The sequence below is a fragment of the Azospirillum sp. HJ39 genome (assembly GCF_041507355.1).
In the GTDB taxonomy this organism is placed as follows: domain Bacteria; phylum Pseudomonadota; class Alphaproteobacteria; order Azospirillales; family Azospirillaceae; genus Azospirillum; species Azospirillum thiophilum.
Window position 1 is genome coordinate 439,476 of sequence record NZ_CP167905.1, and the last position, 19,938, is coordinate 459,413.

Genomic DNA, 19,938 nt, shown 5'->3' on the forward strand with positions numbered 1-19,938 from the left:
AGGGTCGAAGCGTCACGAAAGAGGACCACACTGATGACCGCGATCACGCTTGCCGCACCGCTGGCCGGATGGGCCATGCCGCTGGAAGAGGTGCCCGATCCAGCCTTCGCCCAGGGGCTGGTCGGCGCCGGCATGGCAATCGACCCGACCGTGAACGAATTGCGCAGCCCCTGCGACGGCGTCGTGCTGTCGGTCCATCGCGCGCGCCACGCCTGCACGCTGCGCGCCGCCGGCGGGGCGGAAGTGCTGCTGCATCTGGGCATCGACACCGTCGGGCTGAACGGCGAGGGCTTCACTGCCCATGTCCGGGATGGGCAACCGGTGAAGACCGGCGACCTGCTGATCGGCTTCGACATGGATCTGGTCGGCAGCCGGGCGCAGAGCCTCGTCAGCATGATGGTGGTGGTCAATGACGGCTTCACCGTCGACGGCCGTACCGTGAACCGCGAGATCGCGGCGGGCGAGGCCGCAATGACCGTGCATGGCGGGCCGGAGAGTGCTGCCGGCACGGCTGCTCCCGCCGCGGCGGCAGCCCCCGGTGGGGCCGCCGAACGCACGGCTACCCTGCGGATCGCCCACGGCCTGCATGCCCGCCCGGCGGCGGCACTGGTCGCCGCCGCCAAGGCCCATCCCGGGACCGTCACCATCCTGTGCCGCGACCGCAGCGCCAACGCCAAGAGCGTCGTGGCCCTGATGGGACTCGGCACCACGCTGGGCGACCGGCTGACCGTGCGGGCCGGCGGAGCCGGTGCGGAGGGCGTGGTCGACACCATCGCCGGCCTGATCGACAGCGGTCTCGGCGACCCGCTGGTGGAGGGAGCGCAGACGCCGGCACCGGCGGCCGCTCCCCTCGCCGCACCAGTGCCGCCTGCCGCTGAGGAAGATGCCGGACCGCCCTTCGCCGAGGGCGAGGAGGTGCTGTTGAAGGGCACCATCGCCGTTCCCGGACAGGCGGTCGGCACCGTCGTCCGCCGCTTCAGCAGCAGGATGCGGGTGGCGGAGGAGGGCGAAGGCCCGGCGGTGGAGGAACCGCGGCTGCGCCGGGCGCTCGAAACCGTGACCGCCGGCCTGGCCGAGTCGGCCCGCCGGATGCCGGAACATGCCGCCATCTTCCAGGCCCACCGCGAACTTCTCGACGATCCGGAACTGCTGGACGGCGCCCTGGCCGACATCGCCACGGGCAAGAGCGCGGACTGGGCATGGCAACGCACGGCCCAGCTTCAGGCCGACGCGCTGGCCGCGCTCGCCGACCCGCGGATGGCCGAGCGCGCCGCCGACCTGCGCGACCTGGAACGGCAGGTTCTGGCCGCGCTGTCGGGCAAGCCGCCGAGCGTCGGGCTGGCCGACCTGCCGGCCGGCAGCATCGTGCTGGCCGACGAGATCCTGCCGTCGGAGCTGGCGGGCGTCCCCGCCGGGCGGCTGGCCGGCATCGGCATGGCGCATGGCGGGCCGACCTCGCATGCCGTCATCCTGGCGGCGGCCCTGGGCGTGCCGACCGTGGTGGCGCTCGGCCGGCAGGCGGAGCGGGTGCCCGACGGCGCCGCCGTGGTGATCGACGGCAACCGCGGCGAACTGCATGTTTCCCCGCCCGAGGACATGCTGGCGGCGACCCGGACGGCGGTGGCCGCCCGTGCCGTCCGGCGCGAGGAGAACCGCCGGCTGGCCGGCGAGGAGTGCCGCATGGCCGATGGCACCCGGATCGAGATCTTCGCCAATCTGGGCCGGGTCAGCGACGCCCCCGGCGCGGTGATCGAGGGAGCGGAGGGCTGCGGCCTGCTGCGCACCGAGTTCCTGTTCCTGGAGCGCCAGTCCGCACCCAGCGAGGACGAACAGTACCGCCAGTACCAGCAGATCGCCGACGCGCTGGAAGGCCGGCCGCTGGTCATCCGCACGCTGGACGTCGGCGGCGACAAGCCCCTGCCCTATCTGCCGCTGCCCAAGGAGGAGAACCCGGTGCTGGGCCTGCGCGGCGTCCGGGTGGGCCTGCGCGAGCCGGAGCTGCTGCGTGCGCAGATCCGCGCCGTCCTGCGGGTAAAGCCGGCCGGTATCTGCCGGATCATGGTGCCGATGATCGCCTCGCCGTCCGAACTCCAGGCGGTGCGGACGATGGTGGACGAGGAGCGGGCGGCGCTCGGCCGGGCGGAGCCGATCGAACTCGGTGCGATGATCGAGGTGCCGGCTGCGGCGCTGATCGCCGACCGCATCGGCGCGGTGGCCGACTTCCTGTCGATCGGCACCAACGACCTGACCCAGTATGTGCTGGCGATGGACCGCGGCAACCCGTATGTGGCCTCCCAACTCGACGCGCTGCATCCGGGCGTGCTGCGGCTGATCCGTCAGGCGGTGACCGGGGCCGCCGTCCATGGCCGGACGGTGGCGGTGTGCGGCGGCGCTGCCTCCGACCCGATGGCGGCGCCGCTGCTGATCGGGCTGGGCGTGACCGAGCTGTCGGCAACCCCGGCGGTGATCGCCGACCTGAAGGCCCAGATCCGCGGCCTGCGCCTGGAGGACTGCCGCCGCGTCGCCGAGGCGGCGCTCGCCACCGACAGCGCGGACGAGGTGCGGCGGCTGGTGGCGGAGGCATGGCCAGTGGTCTGAAGCAAAGATTTTTGCCAAGCAAGGCGCAACGGCATATCACCGGGGCCGCCCGGCACCTGAATCCGGAAGGCTCCGACCTGTGGTCGGAGCCTTCCGGAGATGGCAAGAAACGGGTCAGCCACGCAGGCCCAGCTACCGCGCCCGGCGGCGCATCCGCGACAGCATCGCGGCGAGCACGAAGCCGCCGACCAGCCCGAGATGCTCGAAGAAGGCATTGGTCGCCATGAAGCGCTCCTGGCCGGCCATGGTCCAGAAATCGTTGGCGACCAGCGCCGCCAGCACGGTGAACACGCCGAGCGCCCCGGCCCCCAGCCACAGCGCGCGGTCCAGCAGGATCAGCAGCGGCCCCACCAGTTCCACCGCTATGGTCAGCGCCGCCCACAGCTCGGGCGGGTGCATCCCGAAATGCGCCTGCTCCGCAACCGCCCCCGGCCAGTCGGCAAGCTTGACCAGCCCGCCGAGCAGATAGGCGCCGACCAGCGCCAGGCGGGCCAGCAGCCATGTCCCGTCCCAATCGAGGATGCGGTCCAGCAGGCCGTCCGCCGGCCGGTCGAGATCGCGCAAGGTCATGCTACCGGCCCTCCCCGCTCTCAAACCGCCCAGCAGCCGCAGCCGAGCGCGCCCCAGAAGGACTGCACGTCGGCGGCCGGCACGTCGGCGGCATAGGCGGCGGCATGGTCGTGGCCATGGACGCCGCAGCCGGAGGCGCAGCCGCAGGCCGACGCCAGCGCCTTTCGCTGGTCGCCCGCGTTGTTCTCCGCCGCCTTGTAGTAGCCGCCGAAACTCCGCACCGGCGACCAGTCGGGCATCGGCTTCGGCAGGTCCGGAGCCAGCGGGCCGTAATCGCCCTCGCCATGCACCACCTTGCCGCCCAGCATGGTCAGCACCGAGCCGAGATGGGCGATCCGGTCCTCGGGAACCGAGAAATAATCGTCCGACAGCACGGCGAGGTCGGCGAGCTGGCCGGCCTTGATCTGGCCCTTCTTGCCCTGCTCGTTGGAGAACCAGGTGTTGGCCTCCGTCCACAGCCTGAGCGCGGTTTCGCGGTCCATCAGGTTGGCCCGGGGATAGAGGCCGAGCCCGCCCACCGTCTTGCCGGTGACCAGCCAGGACAGCGAGACCCAGGGGTTGTAGCTGGCGACGCGGGTCGCGTCGGTCCCGGCGCCGACCGGCAGTCCGGCCGCCATCATCTTCGCGATGGGCGGCGTCCGCTCCGCCGCCTTGGCGCCATAGCGCTCGACGAAATACTCACCCTGGTAGGCCATGCGGTGCTGGACGGCGATGCCGCCGCCGAGCGCGGCGATGCGGTCGATGTTGCGGTCGCTGATCGTCTCGGCATGGTCGAAGAACCAGTGCAGCCCGTCGAACGGAATGTCACGGTTGACCTTCTCGAAGACGTCGAGCGCGCGGTCGATGGTCTGGTCGTAGGTGGCGTGCAGCCGCCAGGGCCAGCGGTTCTCGGCCAGCAGGCGGATCACCGGCTCCAGGTCGCCTTCCATGTTGGGCGGCATGTCGGGGCGGGCGACGCGGAAATCCTCGAAGTCGGCGGCCGAATAGACCAGCATCTCGCCGGCGCCGTTGTGGCGGTAGCTGTCGTCGCCGTCGCCCGGCTTCACCTTGGAGGCCCAGCCGGCGAAGTCGGCCAGCTCCTCCTTCGGCTTCTGGGTGAAGAGGTTGTAGCTGATGCGCAGGGTCAGCTCGCCGTCGGCGTGCAGCTTCTCGACGATGGCGTAGTCGTCGGGATAGTTCTGGAAGCCGCCGCCGGCATCGATCACCCCGGTCACGCCCAGCCGGTTCATCTCGCGCATGAAATGGCGGGTCGAGTTCAGCTGGTACTCGGGCGGCAGCTTCGGCCCCTTGGCCAGCGTCGAATAGAGGATGGTCGCGTTGGGCTGGGCCAGCAGCAGGCCGGTCGGGGTGCCGGCCGCGTCGCGCACGATCTCGCCGCCCGGCGGGTTCGGCGTATCCTTGGTATAGCCGACGGCACGCAGGGCGGCGGCGTTCAGCAGGGCGCGGTCGTAGAGGTGCAGGATGAAGACCGGCGTGTCGGGGGCGGCGGCGTTCAGCTCCTCGATGGTCGGCAGGCGCTTTTCGGCGAACTGGTGCTCGGTGAAGCCGCCGACGACACGGACCCATTGCGGCGGCGGCGTGATGGCGGCCTGCCGCTTCAGCATCGCCATGGCGTCGACAAGGCTCGGCACGCCGTCCCAGCGCAGCTCCATGTTGTAGTTCAAGCCACCGCGGATGATGTGCATGTGGCTGTCGATCAGGCCGGGAATGACGCAGCGGCCCTTGGCGTCGATGACCTGTGCGTTCGGATCGGCGGCGGCCCGCACCTCGCTTTCGGTGCCCACTGCGAGGAAGCGCCCGTCGCGGATGGCGACGGCGCCGGCCTGCGGGTTGGCGCGGTCCAGCGTGGCGATCTTGGCATTGACGAGGATCACGTCGGCTGCGTTGGCGGTATCGGGCATGGCGGCATTTCCGGTTCGTGACGCGAGGGTGGACGGCAGCGGGGCTGCGGGCGGGGAAGCCGCCGGGATCATACCTTCTCGCCCTTGGCCGCAGCGTCGGCGGGCGGGGCTTCGGCGCCGGCCTGCGGCCCCAGCACATGGCGGGCGCAATCGGTCTGGATGAAGGCGACGACCGGCTCACCGGCGATCAGCCGCTTGACGACCGGCACGACCTGTTCGCCGACCAGCATGCCGAGCAGCCCGATCAGGGCGATGGTCGGCGGCGCCGGCGAGCGGACGCCGATCAGGGCATAGATGACGCCGACCAGGATGCCGGCGCCGGCCGAGAGAAGATAGGGCATCACGGTTCCGGACTCCTGGGCAAGTGGGCTTATGGATTGGACAGGGAATCCGGCGCCCGGTACGGACCGGGCGCCGGGTTCGCGGTCAGGCGTGCTCGTGGCTGGCGACGCCGATCACCTTGTGCGGGAACTCGCCACGCTGCGGCGCCTTGTGGACCATGGTGTAGGCATAGTCGACGCCCATGCCGTAGGCGCCGAAATGCTCGCGCACGATGTCCATGACGCCGTTGTAGGTGCCGCGCTTGGCCCAATCGCGCTGCAGTTCCAGCAGGACGGTGACGGAGGTCATGGAATGGGCGCCGGCCTGCTCCATGCGGCGGACGGCGGCGTCATGCGATTCCTGCGAGGTGCCGCCCGACGCATCGGTGACGATGTAGACCTCGAAGCCCTCCTCGATGGCGCACAGCGTCGGGAACAGCAGGCAGGCCTCGGTCCACAGGGCGGCGATGACCAGCTTCTTCTTGCCGGTCGCCTTGATCGCGGCCACCAGCTCTTCCGAATCCCAGCTGTTCATCGAGGTGCGCTCGATCGGATCCTGCTTCAGGACGTCCATCAGTTCCGGCCAGATGTAGCCGGAGAAGCTCTCGGTCTCCACCGCGGTCAGGATGGTGGTGGCACCGAACAGCTTGGCGGCCTTGGCCAGCGCGATGGTGTTGTTCTTCAGCTGCTGGCGGTCGATGCTGACCACGCCGAACGACATCTGCGGCTGATGGTCGATGAAGAGGAAGACGGTGTCATCGGCATTGATGAGCGACTTGGCATGGAAGGTCATGGTCGTTTCCTGTGCGTGGGTTCTGAAGGAAGGGAGCGGCCGTCATGTCGTCGGCGCCGTCTGACAGGACTGTCGCACCGACTGCAAGACGGGACAATTCCGCTAATCAGAACATGATTGTTGCATAGATAAATACAGTTGACTGCCAGCGGGTCAGGCCCGGATGAAGGCCAGCAATTCCTCGTTCACGATGTCCTTGTGCGTGGTGCACAGGCCGTGCGGAGCGCCGGCGACGACCTTCAGCGTGCCCTTCGGCAGCAGGGCGGCGGCGGCCTTGCCGGTGGTGGCGAGCGGGACGATCTGATCGTCGTCGCCGTGCAGGACCAGCGTCGGCACGATCATCTTCTTCAGGTCTTCGCGCTGATCGGTCTCGGAGAAGGCCTTGACGCACTCGTACTCGGCCAGCAGGCCGCCCATCATCCCCTGCAGCCAGAAGCTGTCGATCACGCCTTGCGACACCTTGGCGCCCGGACGGTTGTAGCCGTAGAAGGGGATGGTCAGATCCTTGAAGAACTGGGACCGGTCAGCCTTGACGCCGGCTCGGATGCCGTCGAACACCTCCAGCGGCACGCCGTCCGGGTTCCAGTCGGTCTTCACCATGATCGGGGTGATGGCGCCGATCAGCGCCGCCTTGGCGACGCGCGACACGCCATGGCGGCCGATGTAGCGCGCAACCTCGCCGCCGCCGGTGGAATGGCCGACATGAACGGCGTTCTTCAGGTCCAGAGCCTCGGTGACGGCGGCCAGATCGTCGGCGTAATGGTCCAGGTCGTTGCCGAAGCCCGGCTGCGACGAGCGGCCATGGCCGCGGCGGTCATGGGCGATGGCGCGGTAGCCATGCTGGGCCAGGAACATCATCTGGTCTTCGAAGGCATCGGCGGTGAGCGGCCAGCCATGGCTGAAGACGACCGGCTGGCCCGTCTGCGGACCCCATTGCTTGACGTGGATCTGCACACCGTCCTTTGTGGTGACGTAACTGCCCTGGAGCATGGGTCTGGTTCCTTTGGTCGGGTCGTTGGAGTCGGTCTTCGTTCCTGCCGCGGCGGCGGAGCCGGCGAGCGTGCCCAGCAGACCACCGCCGGCAACTGCAAGGGCGGCGCTGCCGGAAAGGACCGTCCGGCGCGACGGATGGAAATCCTGGATGGTCATGCAAAGTCCGTCGGGTGCCGCGCCGGTCGGAGGGGCCGGCGCGGGATGTCTTTCGATGAACGCAGGGTAAGAAAAAGACCGACGGGGGGATTGCCTCTTCGGAACCGCTTTTGCCGGTTCTGCGCATCCCGCCGTCCGGAACGCGAAAAGCCGGCCCCCTCGGAAGAGGGCCGGCAACCGGTCTTCGGCAAATGGGATGGGCTGCTTACGGCGCCGCAGCGGCCGGCAACGTCACCCAGGCGGCATCGTCGCGGCTGGACTTCACCGCGGCATGGATGAAGCGCATGCCGCGCACCCCGTCCTCCACCGTCGGCAACGGCACATCGTCGGCCGCCGGGCGGCCCTCCAGCCGGGCGGCGATGCGGTCGGCAGCGTCGCGGTAGATCTGGGCGAAGCCTTCCAGATAGCCTTCCGGATGACCGGCCGGGGTACGCGAAATGGCGCTCGCCGCCGGCAGGCTGCCCGCCCCGGCGCGCAGCAGGGTGCGCGACGGCTCCCCCAGCGGGGTGAAGCGCAGCTCGTTGGGCTGTTCCTGCTGCCACTCCAGCCCGCCCGCCTCGCCGAAGACCCGTAGGCGCAGGCCGTTGGTGGTGCCGGGACTGACCTGGCTCGCCCACAGCATGCCCCGCGCACCGCCTTCGAACCGCATCATGATGTGGGCGTTGTCGTCCAGCCGCCGGCCAGGCACGAAGGCCGCCAGGTCGGCGGCAAGCGCGGTGCAGCGCAGCCCGGACACGAATTCGGCAAGATGGAAGGCATGGGTGCCGATGTCGCCGACGCAGCCGGCGGCACCGCTGCGGGCCGGGTCGGTGCGCCATGCCGCCTGCTTCTGGCCGCCGGATTCCACATCGGTCGCCAGCCAGTCCTGCGCATATTCCACCTGGACCACCCTCACCCGGCCGAGCGCGCCCGAAGCCACCATGGCGCGGGCCTGCCGGACCATAGGGTAGCCGCTGTAATTGTGGGTCAGCACGAAGACGAGATCACGCCGCTGCACCAGCGCCGCCAGTTCCTCCGCCTCCTCCACCGTGTGGACCAGCGGCTTGTCGCAGATGACGTGGATCCCGGCCTCGAGAAAGGCCTTGGCCGCCGGGAAATGCAGGTGGTTCGGCGTGACGATGGACACCACGTCGATGCCGTCCGGCCTCGCCGCCTCCGCAGACGCCATGGCATGGAAGTCGTCGTAGCAGCGGTCCGGCGCCAGGAACAGCTCCGCGCCGCTTGCCCGCGCTCGCTCCGGGTCGGAGGAGAGGGCGCCGGCAACCAGCTCGTAACGGTCGTCGATCCGCGCGGCGATGCGGTGGACGGCGCCGATGAAGGCCCCCTGCCCGCCGCCGACCATGCCGAGCCGCAGGCGTCTGGATGACGCGGGTGTTTGATCCGGACTCATGATGCCCCTTTCCGTCACGCCAAACCGAGGATCCGGCGGTTGGCCGCCTCGTCGGTCCCGGCATCGGCGAAATCGTCGAAGGCGCGGTCGGTGACGCGGATGATGTGGTCCTGGATGAAGCGGGCGCCTTCGGCGGCCCCCTGCTCCGGATGCTTGATACAGCACTCCCACTCCAGCACCGCCCAGCCGTCGAAACCGTATTGGGTCAGCCTGGAGAAGATGCCGCGGAAATCGACCTGCCCATCCCCCAGCGAGCGGAACCGCCCGGCCCGGTCCTTCCACGGCGCATAGCCGGAATAGACGCCCTGCCAGGGGCTCGGGTTGAACTCCGCGTCCTTGGCGTGGAACATGCGGATGCGGTCGTGGAAGACGTCGATGTAGCCGAGATAGTCCAGCTGCTGCAGCACGAAGTGGCTGGGGTCGTACAGGATGTTGCAGCGCTTGTGCCCGCCGACCCGGTCGAGGAACATCTGGAAGGTGGTGCCGTCGAACAGGTCCTCGCCGGGATGGATCTCGTAGCAGAGGTCGCAGCCGGCCTCGTCGAAGGCATCGAGGATCGGGCGCCAGCGCCGGGCGAGCTCGTCGAACGCGGTCTCGATAAGGCCCGGCGGGCGCTGCGGCCAGGGATAGAGGTAGGGCCAGGCCAGCGCGCCGGAGAAGGTCGCGTGCGCCGTCAGGCCGAGGTTGGCGGACGCCTTGGCCGCAAGGTGCAGCTGCTCGACCGCCCAGGCCTGCCGCGCGTCGGGGCGGCCATGGACCGCCGCCGGGGCGAAGCCGTCATAGAGGGCGTCGTAGGCCGGGTGGGCGGCGACCAGCTGGCCCTGCAGGTGGGTCGACAGCTCGGTCAGCTCGACGCCCGCATCGGCAAGCGTGCCCTTGACCTCGTCGCAATAGGTCCGGCTGGTCGCGGCCTTTTGCAGGTCGAAGAGGCGGCGGTCCCAGCTCGGGATCTGCACGCCCTTGAAGCCCAGGCCGGCAGCCCAGCGGGCGATGCTGTCGAGGGAATTGAACGGGGCGGCGTCGCCCGCGAACTGGGCGAGGAAGATCGCGGGGCCTTTGATGGTCTTCATGGGTTTGGCTCCCCGGTTGTCGGGACGTGCCGGCCACCGTCCCCCACCCTAACCCTCCCCCGCTGGGCGGGGGAGGAAACTGGTGCTTGTTCGGGACAGTGGCGGCAGTCCCTCCCCCGCCCAGCGGGGGAGGATAGGTGGGGGTCTGACTTCGCCAGGGCTCAGTACGGCGAATCCGGGAAGTGGAACTCCTTGGCGTTCTCCTTGGTGATCAGCGCCGACGGGATGATGTAGGTCGCCGGCAGCTTGTCGCCCTTCAACCGCGCTTCCGCCGTCATCTTGATCGCGTCGTAGATGAATTTGGGCGAATAGGACACGTCGGCCCGGATCAGCGGGTTGGAGCCGTCGAGGATGGTCTTCACCATCGTCTTCGACCCGGCGCCGCCGAACACCTCCTTGATGTCGGTGCGCTTGGCCTGCTCGATCGCCTTCAGCACGCCGAAGGCCATGTCGTCGTCCGCCGCCCAGATGACGTCGATGTCCTTGAAGCGGGTCAGGAAGTCCTGCGTCACCTTGAAGGCGTCGTCACGGTTCCAGTTGGCGTATTTGGCATCCAGGATCTTGATGTCGGGATGCTGCTTCATGACGCCTGTGAAGGCCTCCCAGCGCTCGTTGTCGAGCGTGGTCGGGATGCCGCGCAGCGCGACGATGTTGGCCTTGCCGTTGTATTTCTTGGCGATGTATTCGGCCGGGATGCGGCCGAAGGCGGTGTTGTCGCCGGCGATGTAGGCATCCTGGGCGCTGGGATCGGTCAGGCCGCGGTCGACCACGGTGACGTAGACGCCCTTCTTCTTGGCCTGCAGCACCGGCTGGGTCAGCGCCGCGGATTCGAAGGGGAAGATGACCAGCGAGTCGATCTTGGTCACCGTCACCAGATCCTGGAGCTGGTTGGCCTGTTCCGGCGCGCCGCCGGCGGTCTTGACCGTGATCTTCAGGGTGGGATGGGCCTTCTCCAGCTCCGCCTTCGCCTGGTTGGCCCACCAGACGATTCCGCCGGTGAAGCCATGGGTGGCGGCCGGGATGCTGACGCCCAGCTTCACCGTTTCCGCCGCCAGGGCGACGCCGCCGAAGCCTGCGGCCGCCGCCATCGCCAGACCGGCGCCGAGCGCGGCCCGCTGAAGCACAACACGACGGGTGTAACGCGCAACTTTGGACATGACGTTTCTCCTCCGTTTGTTTTTAAGGCGCTTATGGTCTCAAGGCCGCCGGCGCTGCAGGAAGGCGACGGCGATGATGACGCAGCCCTGCACCGCCGCGTTCAGGTACACGCTGATGATGCTGGTCAGGTTCAGGATGTTGGCGATGACCGACAGCAGCACGGCACCGATCACCGTGCCGGCGATCCGGCCCTCGCCGCCCTTGAAGGAGGTGCCGCCGACGATCACCGCGGCAATCGCCTCCAGCTCCCACAACAGGCCGGTGGTGGGCGAGGCGGAGCCCAGCCGTGGCACGTACAGCACCGTGGCGATGCCGACGCAGGCCCCCAGCAACCCGTAGGTCAGCAGCTTCACCCGGTCGACGTCGACGGCGGCGAAGCGCGCCACCTGCTCGTTGGAGCCGATGGCCTGGACATAGCGGCCGAAGGCCGTCCGGTTCAGCAGCACCGCCCCGGCGACCGCAACCGCCAGGAACACCCAGACCGGGACCGGAATGCCGAGCAGGCTGCCGTAATAGACCGGGCCGTAGACCTCCGACAGGTCGTTGTCCAGCGTGATGGCGCCGCCGTCGGCCAGCCACGTCAGCACGGCGCGGAAGATGCCGAGCGTGCCCAGCGTGACGATGAACGGTTCGATCCGCCCGCGGGTGATCAGGTAGCCATGCGCCATGCCGAAGCCGCCGCCCAGCGCCACCGCAAACAGCATGCCCAGCGCCACCACCGCGAGCGGCGAGCCGACCGCTCCCGCCAGCGCATTCATCAGCAGGATCATGCCGCCGGCGATCAGCGCCGCCATCGACCCGACCGACAGGTCGATCCCGCCGGAGATGATGACGAAGCACATGCCGATGGAGATGATCCCGATGAAGGCCGTGCGGGTCAGCACGTTCATCAGGTTGTCCCAGGTCGCGAAATCGGGATTCAGCGCCGTGCCGACGATCAACAGCAGCACGAGCCCGATGACCGGCCCGAAACGGTGCGGGTCGAAGCGCCGTGCGGGCTTGCGCGGAGCCGCGCGATCCGGCGCGGCCTCGCTGGCCGGTGTCTCAGTGACGGGTGTGGGTGCCGATGGCATGGGCAATCAACTCCTCTTCGCTGAGCCGGTCGGCGGGCACGGTCGCGGCCACCCGGCGTCCGCGCATCACGATCACCCGGTGACAGAGCCCGATCAGTTCGATCAGCTCCGACGAGATCACGATCACGCCGCGCCCTTCGGCGGCCAGCCGCGCGATCAGGAAATAGATGTCCCGCTTGGCGCCGACATCGACGCCGCGGGTCGGCTCGTCCAGCACGAAGACGCGAGGGCTCGGCTCCAGGAACTTGGCGATGGCCAGCTTCTGCTGGTTGCCGCCGGACAGCGAGGACGCGATGCCCCCGGGGTCGCCGCGGATGCCGAAGGAGGCAACCGCATGCTCCAGCGCCTTGTCCTCCGAGGCGGGCGACAGCAGCGGATGGGCATGGTGGCGCAGCGTCATCAGGGTCAGGTTGTCGCGCAGGCTCATGCCGACATGCAGCCCCTTGCCCTTGCGGTCCTCGCTGAGATAGGTCAGGCCGCTGCGCATCGCCTCGCGCGGGTTGCGCAGCTCCACCGCCCTGCCCTCGATCTCGATGGTGCCGGAACTGCGCGGGCGCAGACCGAGGATGCCCTCGAACAGTTCGGTGCGGCCGGCGCCGACCAGCCCGGCGAAGCCCAGGATCTCGCCGGGATGGAGCTCGAAGCCGACATCCTCGGCCCAGCCGGGCACGGTCAGGCCGCGCACCGCCATCAGCGGCCGGCCGGTGTTGGGTTGGCCTGTGGTGGGCACGATGCGCTTGTCCGGGAACATGTCGGTCAGCTCGCGGCCGACCATCAGCGTCGCCATGCGCTGGCGCGGCGTCTCGGACGTGGGGGCGCGGGCGACGAAGCGGCCGTCGCGCATCACGATCACCTCGTCGGTGATGCGTTCCACCTCGTCCAGCTTGTGCGAGATGTAGACGATGGTCACGCCATCCTGCTTGAGCCGTCCGATCAGGCCGAACAGCCGGTCGCATTCGGACGGCGTCAGGCTGGCGGTCGGCTCGTCCATGATCAGCAGGCGGGCGTTGCGCAGCTGCGCCTTGGCGATCTCGACCAACTGCTTCTCGGCGACGATCAGTTCGCGGACCTTGGCGTCGGGATCGCCGTCGAAACCGACCTGCCGCAGCGCCTGGGCGGCGCGTTCGCGCATCGCGCGCTCGTCCAGCAGCCAGCCGCGCCTGATCTCGTGGCCCAGGAACATGTTCTGGGTGACGGTCAGATCGTCGGCGAGGCTCAGTTCCTGGTGGATCAGCACGATCCCGCGCGCTTCCGCCTCGCGCGAGCTCTTGAAGCGCACCGCCTCGCCGTCGATGCGCAACGTGCCGGCGGTCGGCGCGTGATAGCCGCCGAGGATCTTCATCAGCGTCGATTTGCCGGCGCCGTTCTCGCCCAGCAGCCCATGCACCCGGCCCGGATGCAGCTCGAAGCCGACGCCGTGCAGCACGCGCACGGCGCCGAATTCCTTGGTGATGCCGTCGAAGGCGATATGCAGGCTCATGGCGCCGCATCCCGGAGCGGCCGCCCCGCCGGCCGCAATCCCGCGGCGGACGCGTGAAACACACCGTCCATGACGTTTCTCCCACTGCGGAGCGTGTCGTCCGGGATCCCAGTCCGGGGTGTCCGTCTGGAAATCGCGACCGCCGCTTCGTCCGTTACGCTGATCTTATGCCTGCCCCTTTGACCGGACAATGGTCGACTTCGAACATAATTTGGCAAAAGTGGGCAGGCCGTGATAGGAAGGGGCGCCCCCGGAATCAGCGAAAGGCCATTGGACGATGGCATTGGACAATGGTTGACTGGCAACGCCTGTCGGACGGCGAACGCGCCCTGCTGGAGCGGCTGTTCTGGTCGGGCGGCCTGTCGCGCGGCGAGCTGGCGGCCTCGGTCGATTTCTCCAAGAGCAAGGCGAACCTCGCGATATCCAGCCTGATCGGGCGCGAGCTGATCGAGGAAGGCGGGGTGCAACCCTCGTCCGGCGGGCGGCGGCCGGAGGTGCTGCGTCTCAGCCACCGGATGGGGGTGCTGGCCGGCATCGACATCGGCGCCACCAGCATCGACGTGGCCTTGCTCGCCCCCGACATGACCGTGCTGGATCACCGGTCGGAACCGGCCGACGTCCGCGACGGTCCGGCCGCGGTGTTCGCCCGCGTGCGGGCTCTGCTGCGCGACGCGCGGGAGCGCTGCGGCATCGATGCCGCCCGGTTGCTGGGAATCGGCGTCGGCGTGCCGGGGCCGGTCGCCTTCGACAGCGGCATGCTGGTCAATCCGCCGTTGCTGCCGGGGTGGGAGAGCTTCTCGATCCGCGACTGCCTGGCGCAGGATTATCCGGCACCCGTCTTCGTCGACAACGACGTGAACATCATGGCGCTCGGCACCCATTGGCGCCTGCGCGGCCAATTGCAGAATTTCCTGGTGATCCGGATCGGCACCGGCATCGGCTGTGGCATCATCTGCCACGGCTCGGTCTATCGCGGGCGGGACGGGTCGGCGGGCGACGTCGGCCATATCTGCGTCGATCCGGTCGGCCCGATCTGCCATTGCGGCAATGCCGGCTGCGTCGAGGCGATGGCGGCCGGCCCGGCCATCGCCCGCATGGCGGAGGAGGCCGCCCGTGCCGGCGAGAGCCCGCGCCTGAAGGAGCTGCTCGACCGCAACGGCCGCCTAACCCCGGTCGATCTCGGCACCGCCAGCCGGGCCGGCGACGCCGCGGCCAACGCCATCGTCCAGCAGGCGGGCGGGCTGGTCGGCCGGATGCTGGCGGCGGTGGTGAATTTCTTCAATCCGTCGCACATCTTCATCGGCGGCGGCGTCGCCCTGATCGGCCCCCTGCTGCTGGCCTCGATCCGCCAGAGCGTCTACCAGCGGTCGCTCGCGCTTTCCACCCGCCATCTCGACATCCAGTTCGTGCCGGAGATGGAAAGTGCCGGCGTGATCGGGGCGGCGGTGATGGCGGTGCAGGAAACCATGCTGGCGGGCGCCGGCGTCAGGCCGCCCGCACCGCGGTGATGAAGGACGCCACCTCGCCGCGCAGGGTTTCCGCCTCGCGCGCCAGGCTGCTGGCTGCGTCGAGCACCTCGGTCGCGGCGGAGCCGGTCTCCTGCACCGCATGGTTGACACCGACGATGGTGGAGGACACCGCGCTGGTGCCGCGGGCCGCCTCGGTCACGTTGCTGGCGATGTCGCGGGTCGCGGCGCCCTGCTCCTCGATGGCGGCGGCGATGGCGCCGGTGATGCCGCTGATCCGGTCGATGGTCTGGCCGATGCCCTGGATGGCCTCCTGGGCGCCGCCGGTCGCCTGCTGGATCTCCCGCACCTTCGCCTGGATCTCGTCGGTGGCGCGGGCGGTCTGGCTGGCCAGCGCCTTCACCTCGCCGGCGACGACGGCGAAGCCCTTGCCGGCCTCCCCGGCGCGCGCCGCCTCGATGGTGGCGTTCAGCGCCAGCAGGTTGGTCTGGCCGGCGATGCTGTTGATCATCTCCACCACCTGACCGATCTGGTCGGCGGCCTCCACCAGGATGCGCATGGTGGCATCGGTCCGCTCGGCCTGGGCCACCGCCTCGCCCGAGATGCGGGTGGAGGCCGCGACCTGACGGCCGATCTCCAGGATGGAGGCCGACAGCTCCTCCGTCGCCGAGGCGACGGTCTGCACGTTGGCCGACGCCTGTTCGGAGGCCGCGGCGACGGCGGTCGCCTGCGCGCCCGCCTGGGCGGCGGTGCCGGACATCGCGTCGGCGGTGCCCTGCATCTGCGTGGCGGCGGACGCGACGGTCTCGACGATGTTCATCGCCTTGGCGTCGAAATCATGCATCAGCGTTTCCAGCTGTGCCGCGCGCCGCTCCTTGGCGGCCCGCTCCCGTTCCTGTTCGGCGGCGAGCCGGTCGGCGGTGATCATGCTGTCGCGGAAGACGGTGACCGCCGCGGCCATGCCGCCGATCTCGTCGCCGCGGCCCAGGCCGGGAATCGCCACCGCCATGTCGCGTTCCGCCAGACGGCGCATCGCCTCGGTCATGGCGTGGATGGGTCCGCTCACCCGGTATTTGGCGACGAGCAGCCCGGCGACGGTCAGTACGACGGCGGCGGCCACCAGCAGCCCGGCGATGACGGCATCGCGCGCCGCACGCGCCGCCTGCGCCTCGGACCGGTCCACCATCAGATCCACCGCAGCCTGCGCGGCATCGACGATGTAGCCCTGGCTCGTCGTATCCTGCCGGCGCAATGTTCCGATCTCCATCGGGGAGGGGCGCCCCTCGGCCAGCGCTGCCAGCACCGCCTTGCGCTGCTCGACCAGCGGACCTTCGAAATTGACCTTCGCCTTCTCCACCGCCTCGCGGATGGTGCCGGGCGTGTCGGGAAGGGCAACGGATTCGCTCACCAGCGCCCAGGCCTGCACCATGCGGCCCGACGCCTCGGACACCGCCAGCGAGTCGGCCGGCGTCCAGGCCTGTCCGGTGGCGACCGCGGTCTGGATGCGCAGGGACATGCCGCCGGCATTCAGCCGGGTGTTCCAGGCGGCACGCTTGATCGCCAGCAGGTGATCGACCATCGGATCCGCCAGCTTCAGCGAGCCGTCGAGCAGGTCGGTGGCGGCGGTCAGCGCGTCCAGATAGGCGACCGGTACCGTCGCCCAGGCCACGGCGGCCGCCGGGTCGCGCAACGCCTTGCGCTGGCGGATCGCGGTGTCCGCCTGCTGGCGGAGGGCGGACAGCCGGTCATGGGCGGCGCGCAACGCCCCGGCCGCCGCCGGCAGGCCCGGCAGGGTAAGCCCGTCGAGCTTGGCGGCGATGGCGGCATAGCCGGTTTCCGCCACCTCGCGGTTGGCGGCGATCTGGCGCAGGTCGCCGTCCCCGGCCGCCTCATCCGCCCCCAGCGCCGGCCCCACCAACCCCCGCTCCAGCCGGATCGCCAGCAATGTGCGGAGCAGGTCGCGGCTGGTCTCGCTGAGCGCGGCCACCCGTTGGGCGTTGCGCGTACGGTCCACCACGTCGATCAATGTGTGGGTGCTGGTTGCGATCAGCAGCAACCCCAGCGCTGCGACGACCAGTCCAAGGGTGGCGCGGATCGACAGCCGCGAAAGGAGCGTGATCATGGTCGATTCCCGTGTATGCGAAGAGGTTGGGGCCGGAGCTTGAGGGGAGCCGCAGGGGAGCGTTCACTTGGGCGGCCGGGCTCGTCCGGACCGGTCCAGGACCGGCCCGTTGCCTGGGCTGGGATTTTCCACGAAGCCGAAACGCCGTTCCGGCATACCCCTGTTGACGCGTTCTATCGGCAGGCCCTGGCGGCAGGCCCTGGCGACAGGATGAATCCTGCCTGCCCCGGCATTCTCTTTCACTGTTGATATATTAGTATTCTAGCTTAATTCCTGCCGACCAGGCAGAGTGTTTCGAAGGCATGGATCAAAATGCCGCAGCAGATCGAGGGCATGGCGAAAAGATCTTCGCCAGAACTGTCTGAACAAAGAAATCCTGCGGAAAGTTGGCGGTTGCGCCGTAATGATCTGCGGAAGTCTTTGCTTCCAGCCGCGACCGGACGCACAGGCGGATACCGGGCCAACTCAGTATCCTGTCCTGTAACGGGGTATGGCTTCGCACCGCCCCGCTCAGCCGCCCCGCCCGGAATTTCCGCGGCCGCCACCCGGTCCGCCACTTGGTCCTCTGCCAGCCCGCCCCGGATGTCCGCCATGGAAACCACCGCCGCGGCCGAAGCCGCCTGCACCAATGCCCGGCCCGGTGCGCGGTCCATTCGCCAGCCCTCCGAACGCGGGGCCGGACCGGTCAGACGGCGATGCTGCGGACAGCGCATTGGCGGCGCGCGCAAGGCCGGACAGCTTGCCGCCCGCGACATCGCCTTCCGGGGCCGTGCCGTCGCGGCCGTCGCCGTCGGGTGGAGTCCCCCATCCGGCGCCCGGACCGGGGATGCCGAAACCGCGCGGGGCGCGCATGCCCTCGTTCGGAGCTTCCATGCCAGGTGCGTCCATGCCCGGCGGGCCGTCCGAGCGCATGCCCTCGCGCGCCAGACCGGCGGCACGCGCAGCGGCATCGGCTCCGGGAACCGACCGGTTGCCCATCCGGGGAGCGCCGAAGGCCCGGCTTCGGCCGATGTCGCCGCCGGACGTCACCACGCTGTCGATCACTACCCGGGCCGGAGCCGTCGTGCCGGCCGATCGGTCGATGCGCGGTCCGTCAGGCGTGGCGGTCTGCCCGGTTTCGTCGACATAGATTTCCACCGACAGGGCGTTGACCGTCGTTCCGAACGGGTTGAACGGATCCGGCGCCAGGACCAGCGCCGATCCTCCCGATGCGGCGGAGCCGGCGACCCGCACCAGGCTGCCCACCGCCGGCAGCACGCCGCCCAGCGTATGGCCACGCGCCAGCGTCAGCCCGGCCACGGTCAGGGTCGTGGGGGTGACGGCGTCGAGCCGTCCGCGCAGCACCCAGCCCGCGGCGGGATCCCAGGCATCGACACGGCTGGCGTCGATCGCGCCATCGGGACGGCGCAGGCCGGAGACGGCGACCCAGCGTCCGGGGCTGAACGCCGTGCGCCCCTCCGCATCGGCGGCGTCGATGCGCTGGCCCATCACCACGCCGCCCGCAGGGGCATCCTCGGCGGACGTGCCGGCGTCCACCCGCTCCACCGGGCCGGCCACCGCGAAGCGCACGTCCAGGGTCCGCGCCGTCAAGCCAGTCGGTCCGCCGGCATCGGCGGTCATGGCCACGGTATGCCCGATCCGGATGTCGGCGGGCGCCGCCGGCCTGCCCTCGATCCGCACCGGCGTGGTCGCCGGCAGATCGACCCGCAGCCCGTTCACCCAGACGCTGCCGAAGGCGGTGACGGTGCCGACGATGCCGGTGCCGCCGATCCCCCGGTCGGTGACGGCGATGCCGGTACCGCCGATTCCGCGGTCGGCCGCCCTGTCGTCCGGCCCGGCATTCCAGGTCGGAGCGCAGCCGGTGGCGACCAGCATCAGCGTGAACAGAAGGAAACGGGCTGAATGGCGGGTCACGATGCGGCCGCCCCCCCTCCGGTGGCGGGGCCGCGGTCGGGATCCGCGGGACCAGCGGGAACGGCCAGTGCCTCCCTCTCGTCATAGAGGTACAGGCCGGCGGTGAAGCGGTGGCACGCGTCGTCGCGGCCGGCATCTCCGTCGGCGAGGTCCGCCGCCATCCGATTGAGCTCGACCAGCATGGCCATGCCCATCCGGTCGGCCTCGCCGCGCAGCACGGCGATGGACTCGGGGCTCAACCCGTCATAGGCCAGCGCCCGTTCCAGGAAGGGCGGCAGGCCGCCGGCCAGATTATGGCCGGATGCCGCAAGGTGGTCGGCGAGATTGCGGCCATAGTAATAGGCGAGCTTGTCAAGGTCGCCGCGCGGCACATGCGCCGCCTCGACGAGGCGGAGCAGCCCGTCCGCCCGCTCCGCCACCAGCCCGGCATGCAGCAGTTCATCCAGCAGGGCGCGGGGACGGATGTCCTTGCTGATGCCGGTGACCAGCGTTTCGAAGCTGGCTTCCCCTCCGGTCCCGCTGCTGCGGGGCAGAGCACGGGGGCACCCGTCCGCGTCGCGGTAGTCGGGATGCGCCATCCAGCGGCTCAACACCTGCGAACCCAGCGACGGCGCGGCGGCCGCCGCCTCTTCCGCCGCCGCCCCGTCCGCCTTGGCGGGAGCGTTGCGGAACTGGCTGACATCCTTGCGGTGGACGCCGGTCAGCAGGGTGATGCGGCTGTCGGTCATCTGCTTTCCAGGCAGCGCGAAGGCTCGCTCCGCCACCTCGACATACACCGACTTCAGCAGGTTCGCCAGCATCGGCCAGGAGATACCGAATCCGATCAGCGTCCGCACCAGCGGAACCAGCACCCGCCGTACCGCCGTCAGCACCGCAGGCGGCGGTACGGCGGGTTGCCCGGGGGGGCCGACCATGCCGGCCCCGGACGCAGCGG

At 69.8% G+C, this 19,938-nt stretch carries 15 protein-coding genes; 2 read left to right on the plus strand and 13 right to left on the minus strand.

Going from position 1 to position 19,938, the window contains the following annotated elements:
• Positions 1-33: 33 nt before the first annotated feature.
• Positions 34-2,598: a phosphoenolpyruvate--protein phosphotransferase gene (ptsP, locus tag ABMY26_RS02615; RefSeq protein WP_372394914.1), complete on the plus strand. Its 2,565-nt coding sequence runs from the start codon at positions 34-36 to the stop codon at positions 2,596-2,598.
• A gap of 132 nt (positions 2,599-2,730) precedes the next feature.
• Here the strand turns inward: ptsP and ABMY26_RS02620 are convergent, their stop codons facing one another.
• The 10 genes from ABMY26_RS02620 to ABMY26_RS02665 form a co-directional block, all read right to left on the minus strand.
• Positions 2,731-3,168 carry a DoxX family protein gene (locus ABMY26_RS02620; protein WP_372394915.1) on the minus strand — a complete coding sequence of 146 codons (438 nt, stop codon included), beginning with the start codon at positions 3,166-3,168 and terminating at the stop codon, positions 2,731-2,733.
• Positions 3,169-3,188: 20 nt separating this feature from the next.
• Positions 3,189-5,069 carry an amidohydrolase gene (locus ABMY26_RS02625; RefSeq protein ID WP_372394916.1) on the minus strand — a complete coding sequence of 627 codons (1,881 nt, stop codon included), beginning with the start codon at positions 5,067-5,069 and terminating at the stop codon, positions 3,189-3,191.
• A 68-nt stretch (positions 5,070-5,137) separates the two neighbouring features.
• Positions 5,138-5,410, minus strand: a complete 273-nt coding sequence (locus ABMY26_RS02630) for a XapX domain-containing protein (protein ID WP_372394917.1) — start codon at positions 5,408-5,410, stop codon at positions 5,138-5,140.
• Between the two features lie 85 nt (positions 5,411-5,495).
• Positions 5,496-6,182 (minus strand): hydrolase, encoded by a 687-nt coding sequence (locus ABMY26_RS02635; protein WP_372394918.1) that lies wholly within the window; start codon positions 6,180-6,182, stop codon positions 5,496-5,498.
• Positions 6,183-6,335: 153 nt separating this feature from the next.
• On the minus strand, positions 6,336-7,172 hold the full coding sequence (locus ABMY26_RS02640) for an alpha/beta fold hydrolase (RefSeq protein ID WP_372395116.1): 837 nt from the start codon (positions 7,170-7,172) through the stop codon (positions 6,336-6,338).
• 364 nt (positions 7,173-7,536) lie between these two features.
• On the minus strand, positions 7,537-8,721 hold the full coding sequence (locus ABMY26_RS02645; RefSeq protein ID WP_372394919.1) for a Gfo/Idh/MocA family protein: 1,185 nt from the start codon (positions 8,719-8,721) through the stop codon (positions 7,537-7,539).
• A gap of 14 nt (positions 8,722-8,735) precedes the next feature.
• Positions 8,736-9,791 carry a sugar phosphate isomerase/epimerase family protein gene (locus ABMY26_RS02650; protein ID WP_372394920.1) on the minus strand — a complete coding sequence of 352 codons (1,056 nt, stop codon included), beginning with the start codon at positions 9,789-9,791 and terminating at the stop codon, positions 8,736-8,738.
• Between the two features lie 161 nt (positions 9,792-9,952).
• Positions 9,953-10,948, minus strand: coding sequence for a substrate-binding domain-containing protein (locus ABMY26_RS02655; RefSeq protein WP_372394921.1), 996 nt, complete (start codon positions 10,946-10,948; stop codon positions 9,953-9,955).
• A gap of 39 nt (positions 10,949-10,987) precedes the next feature.
• On the minus strand, positions 10,988-12,022 hold the full coding sequence (locus ABMY26_RS02660) for an ABC transporter permease (RefSeq protein ID WP_372394922.1): 1,035 nt from the start codon (positions 12,020-12,022) through the stop codon (positions 10,988-10,990).
• Entirely contained in the window at positions 11,994-13,502 is a 1,509-nt protein-coding gene (locus ABMY26_RS02665) for a sugar ABC transporter ATP-binding protein (protein ID WP_372394923.1), read from the minus strand. Before ABMY26_RS02665 ends, ABMY26_RS02660 begins: the two co-directional genes overlap by 29 nt.
• A gap of 290 nt (positions 13,503-13,792) precedes the next feature.
• Between ABMY26_RS02665 and ABMY26_RS02670 the strand changes: the two genes are divergently transcribed.
• Entirely contained in the window at positions 13,793-15,010 is a 1,218-nt protein-coding gene (locus tag ABMY26_RS02670; RefSeq protein WP_372394924.1) for an ROK family protein, read from the plus strand.
• Here the strand turns inward: ABMY26_RS02670 and ABMY26_RS02675 are convergent.
• From ABMY26_RS02675 to ABMY26_RS02685, 3 genes are all read right to left on the minus strand, one after another.
• Positions 14,988-17,090: a methyl-accepting chemotaxis protein gene (locus ABMY26_RS02675; protein WP_372394925.1), complete on the minus strand. Its 2,103-nt coding sequence runs from the start codon at positions 17,088-17,090 to the stop codon at positions 14,988-14,990. The genes ABMY26_RS02670 and ABMY26_RS02675 overlap by 23 nt on opposite strands.
• 510 nt (positions 17,091-17,600) lie before the next feature.
• Positions 17,601-19,004, minus strand: coding sequence for a hypothetical protein (locus tag ABMY26_RS02680; protein WP_372394926.1), 1,404 nt, complete (start codon positions 19,002-19,004; stop codon positions 17,601-17,603).
• Positions 19,001-19,918, minus strand: a complete 918-nt coding sequence (locus tag ABMY26_RS02685) for a DUF6502 family protein (protein ID WP_372394927.1) — start codon at positions 19,916-19,918, stop codon at positions 19,001-19,003. Before ABMY26_RS02685 ends, ABMY26_RS02680 begins: the two co-directional genes overlap by 4 nt.
• Between the last annotated feature and the right edge of the window lie 20 nt (positions 19,919-19,938).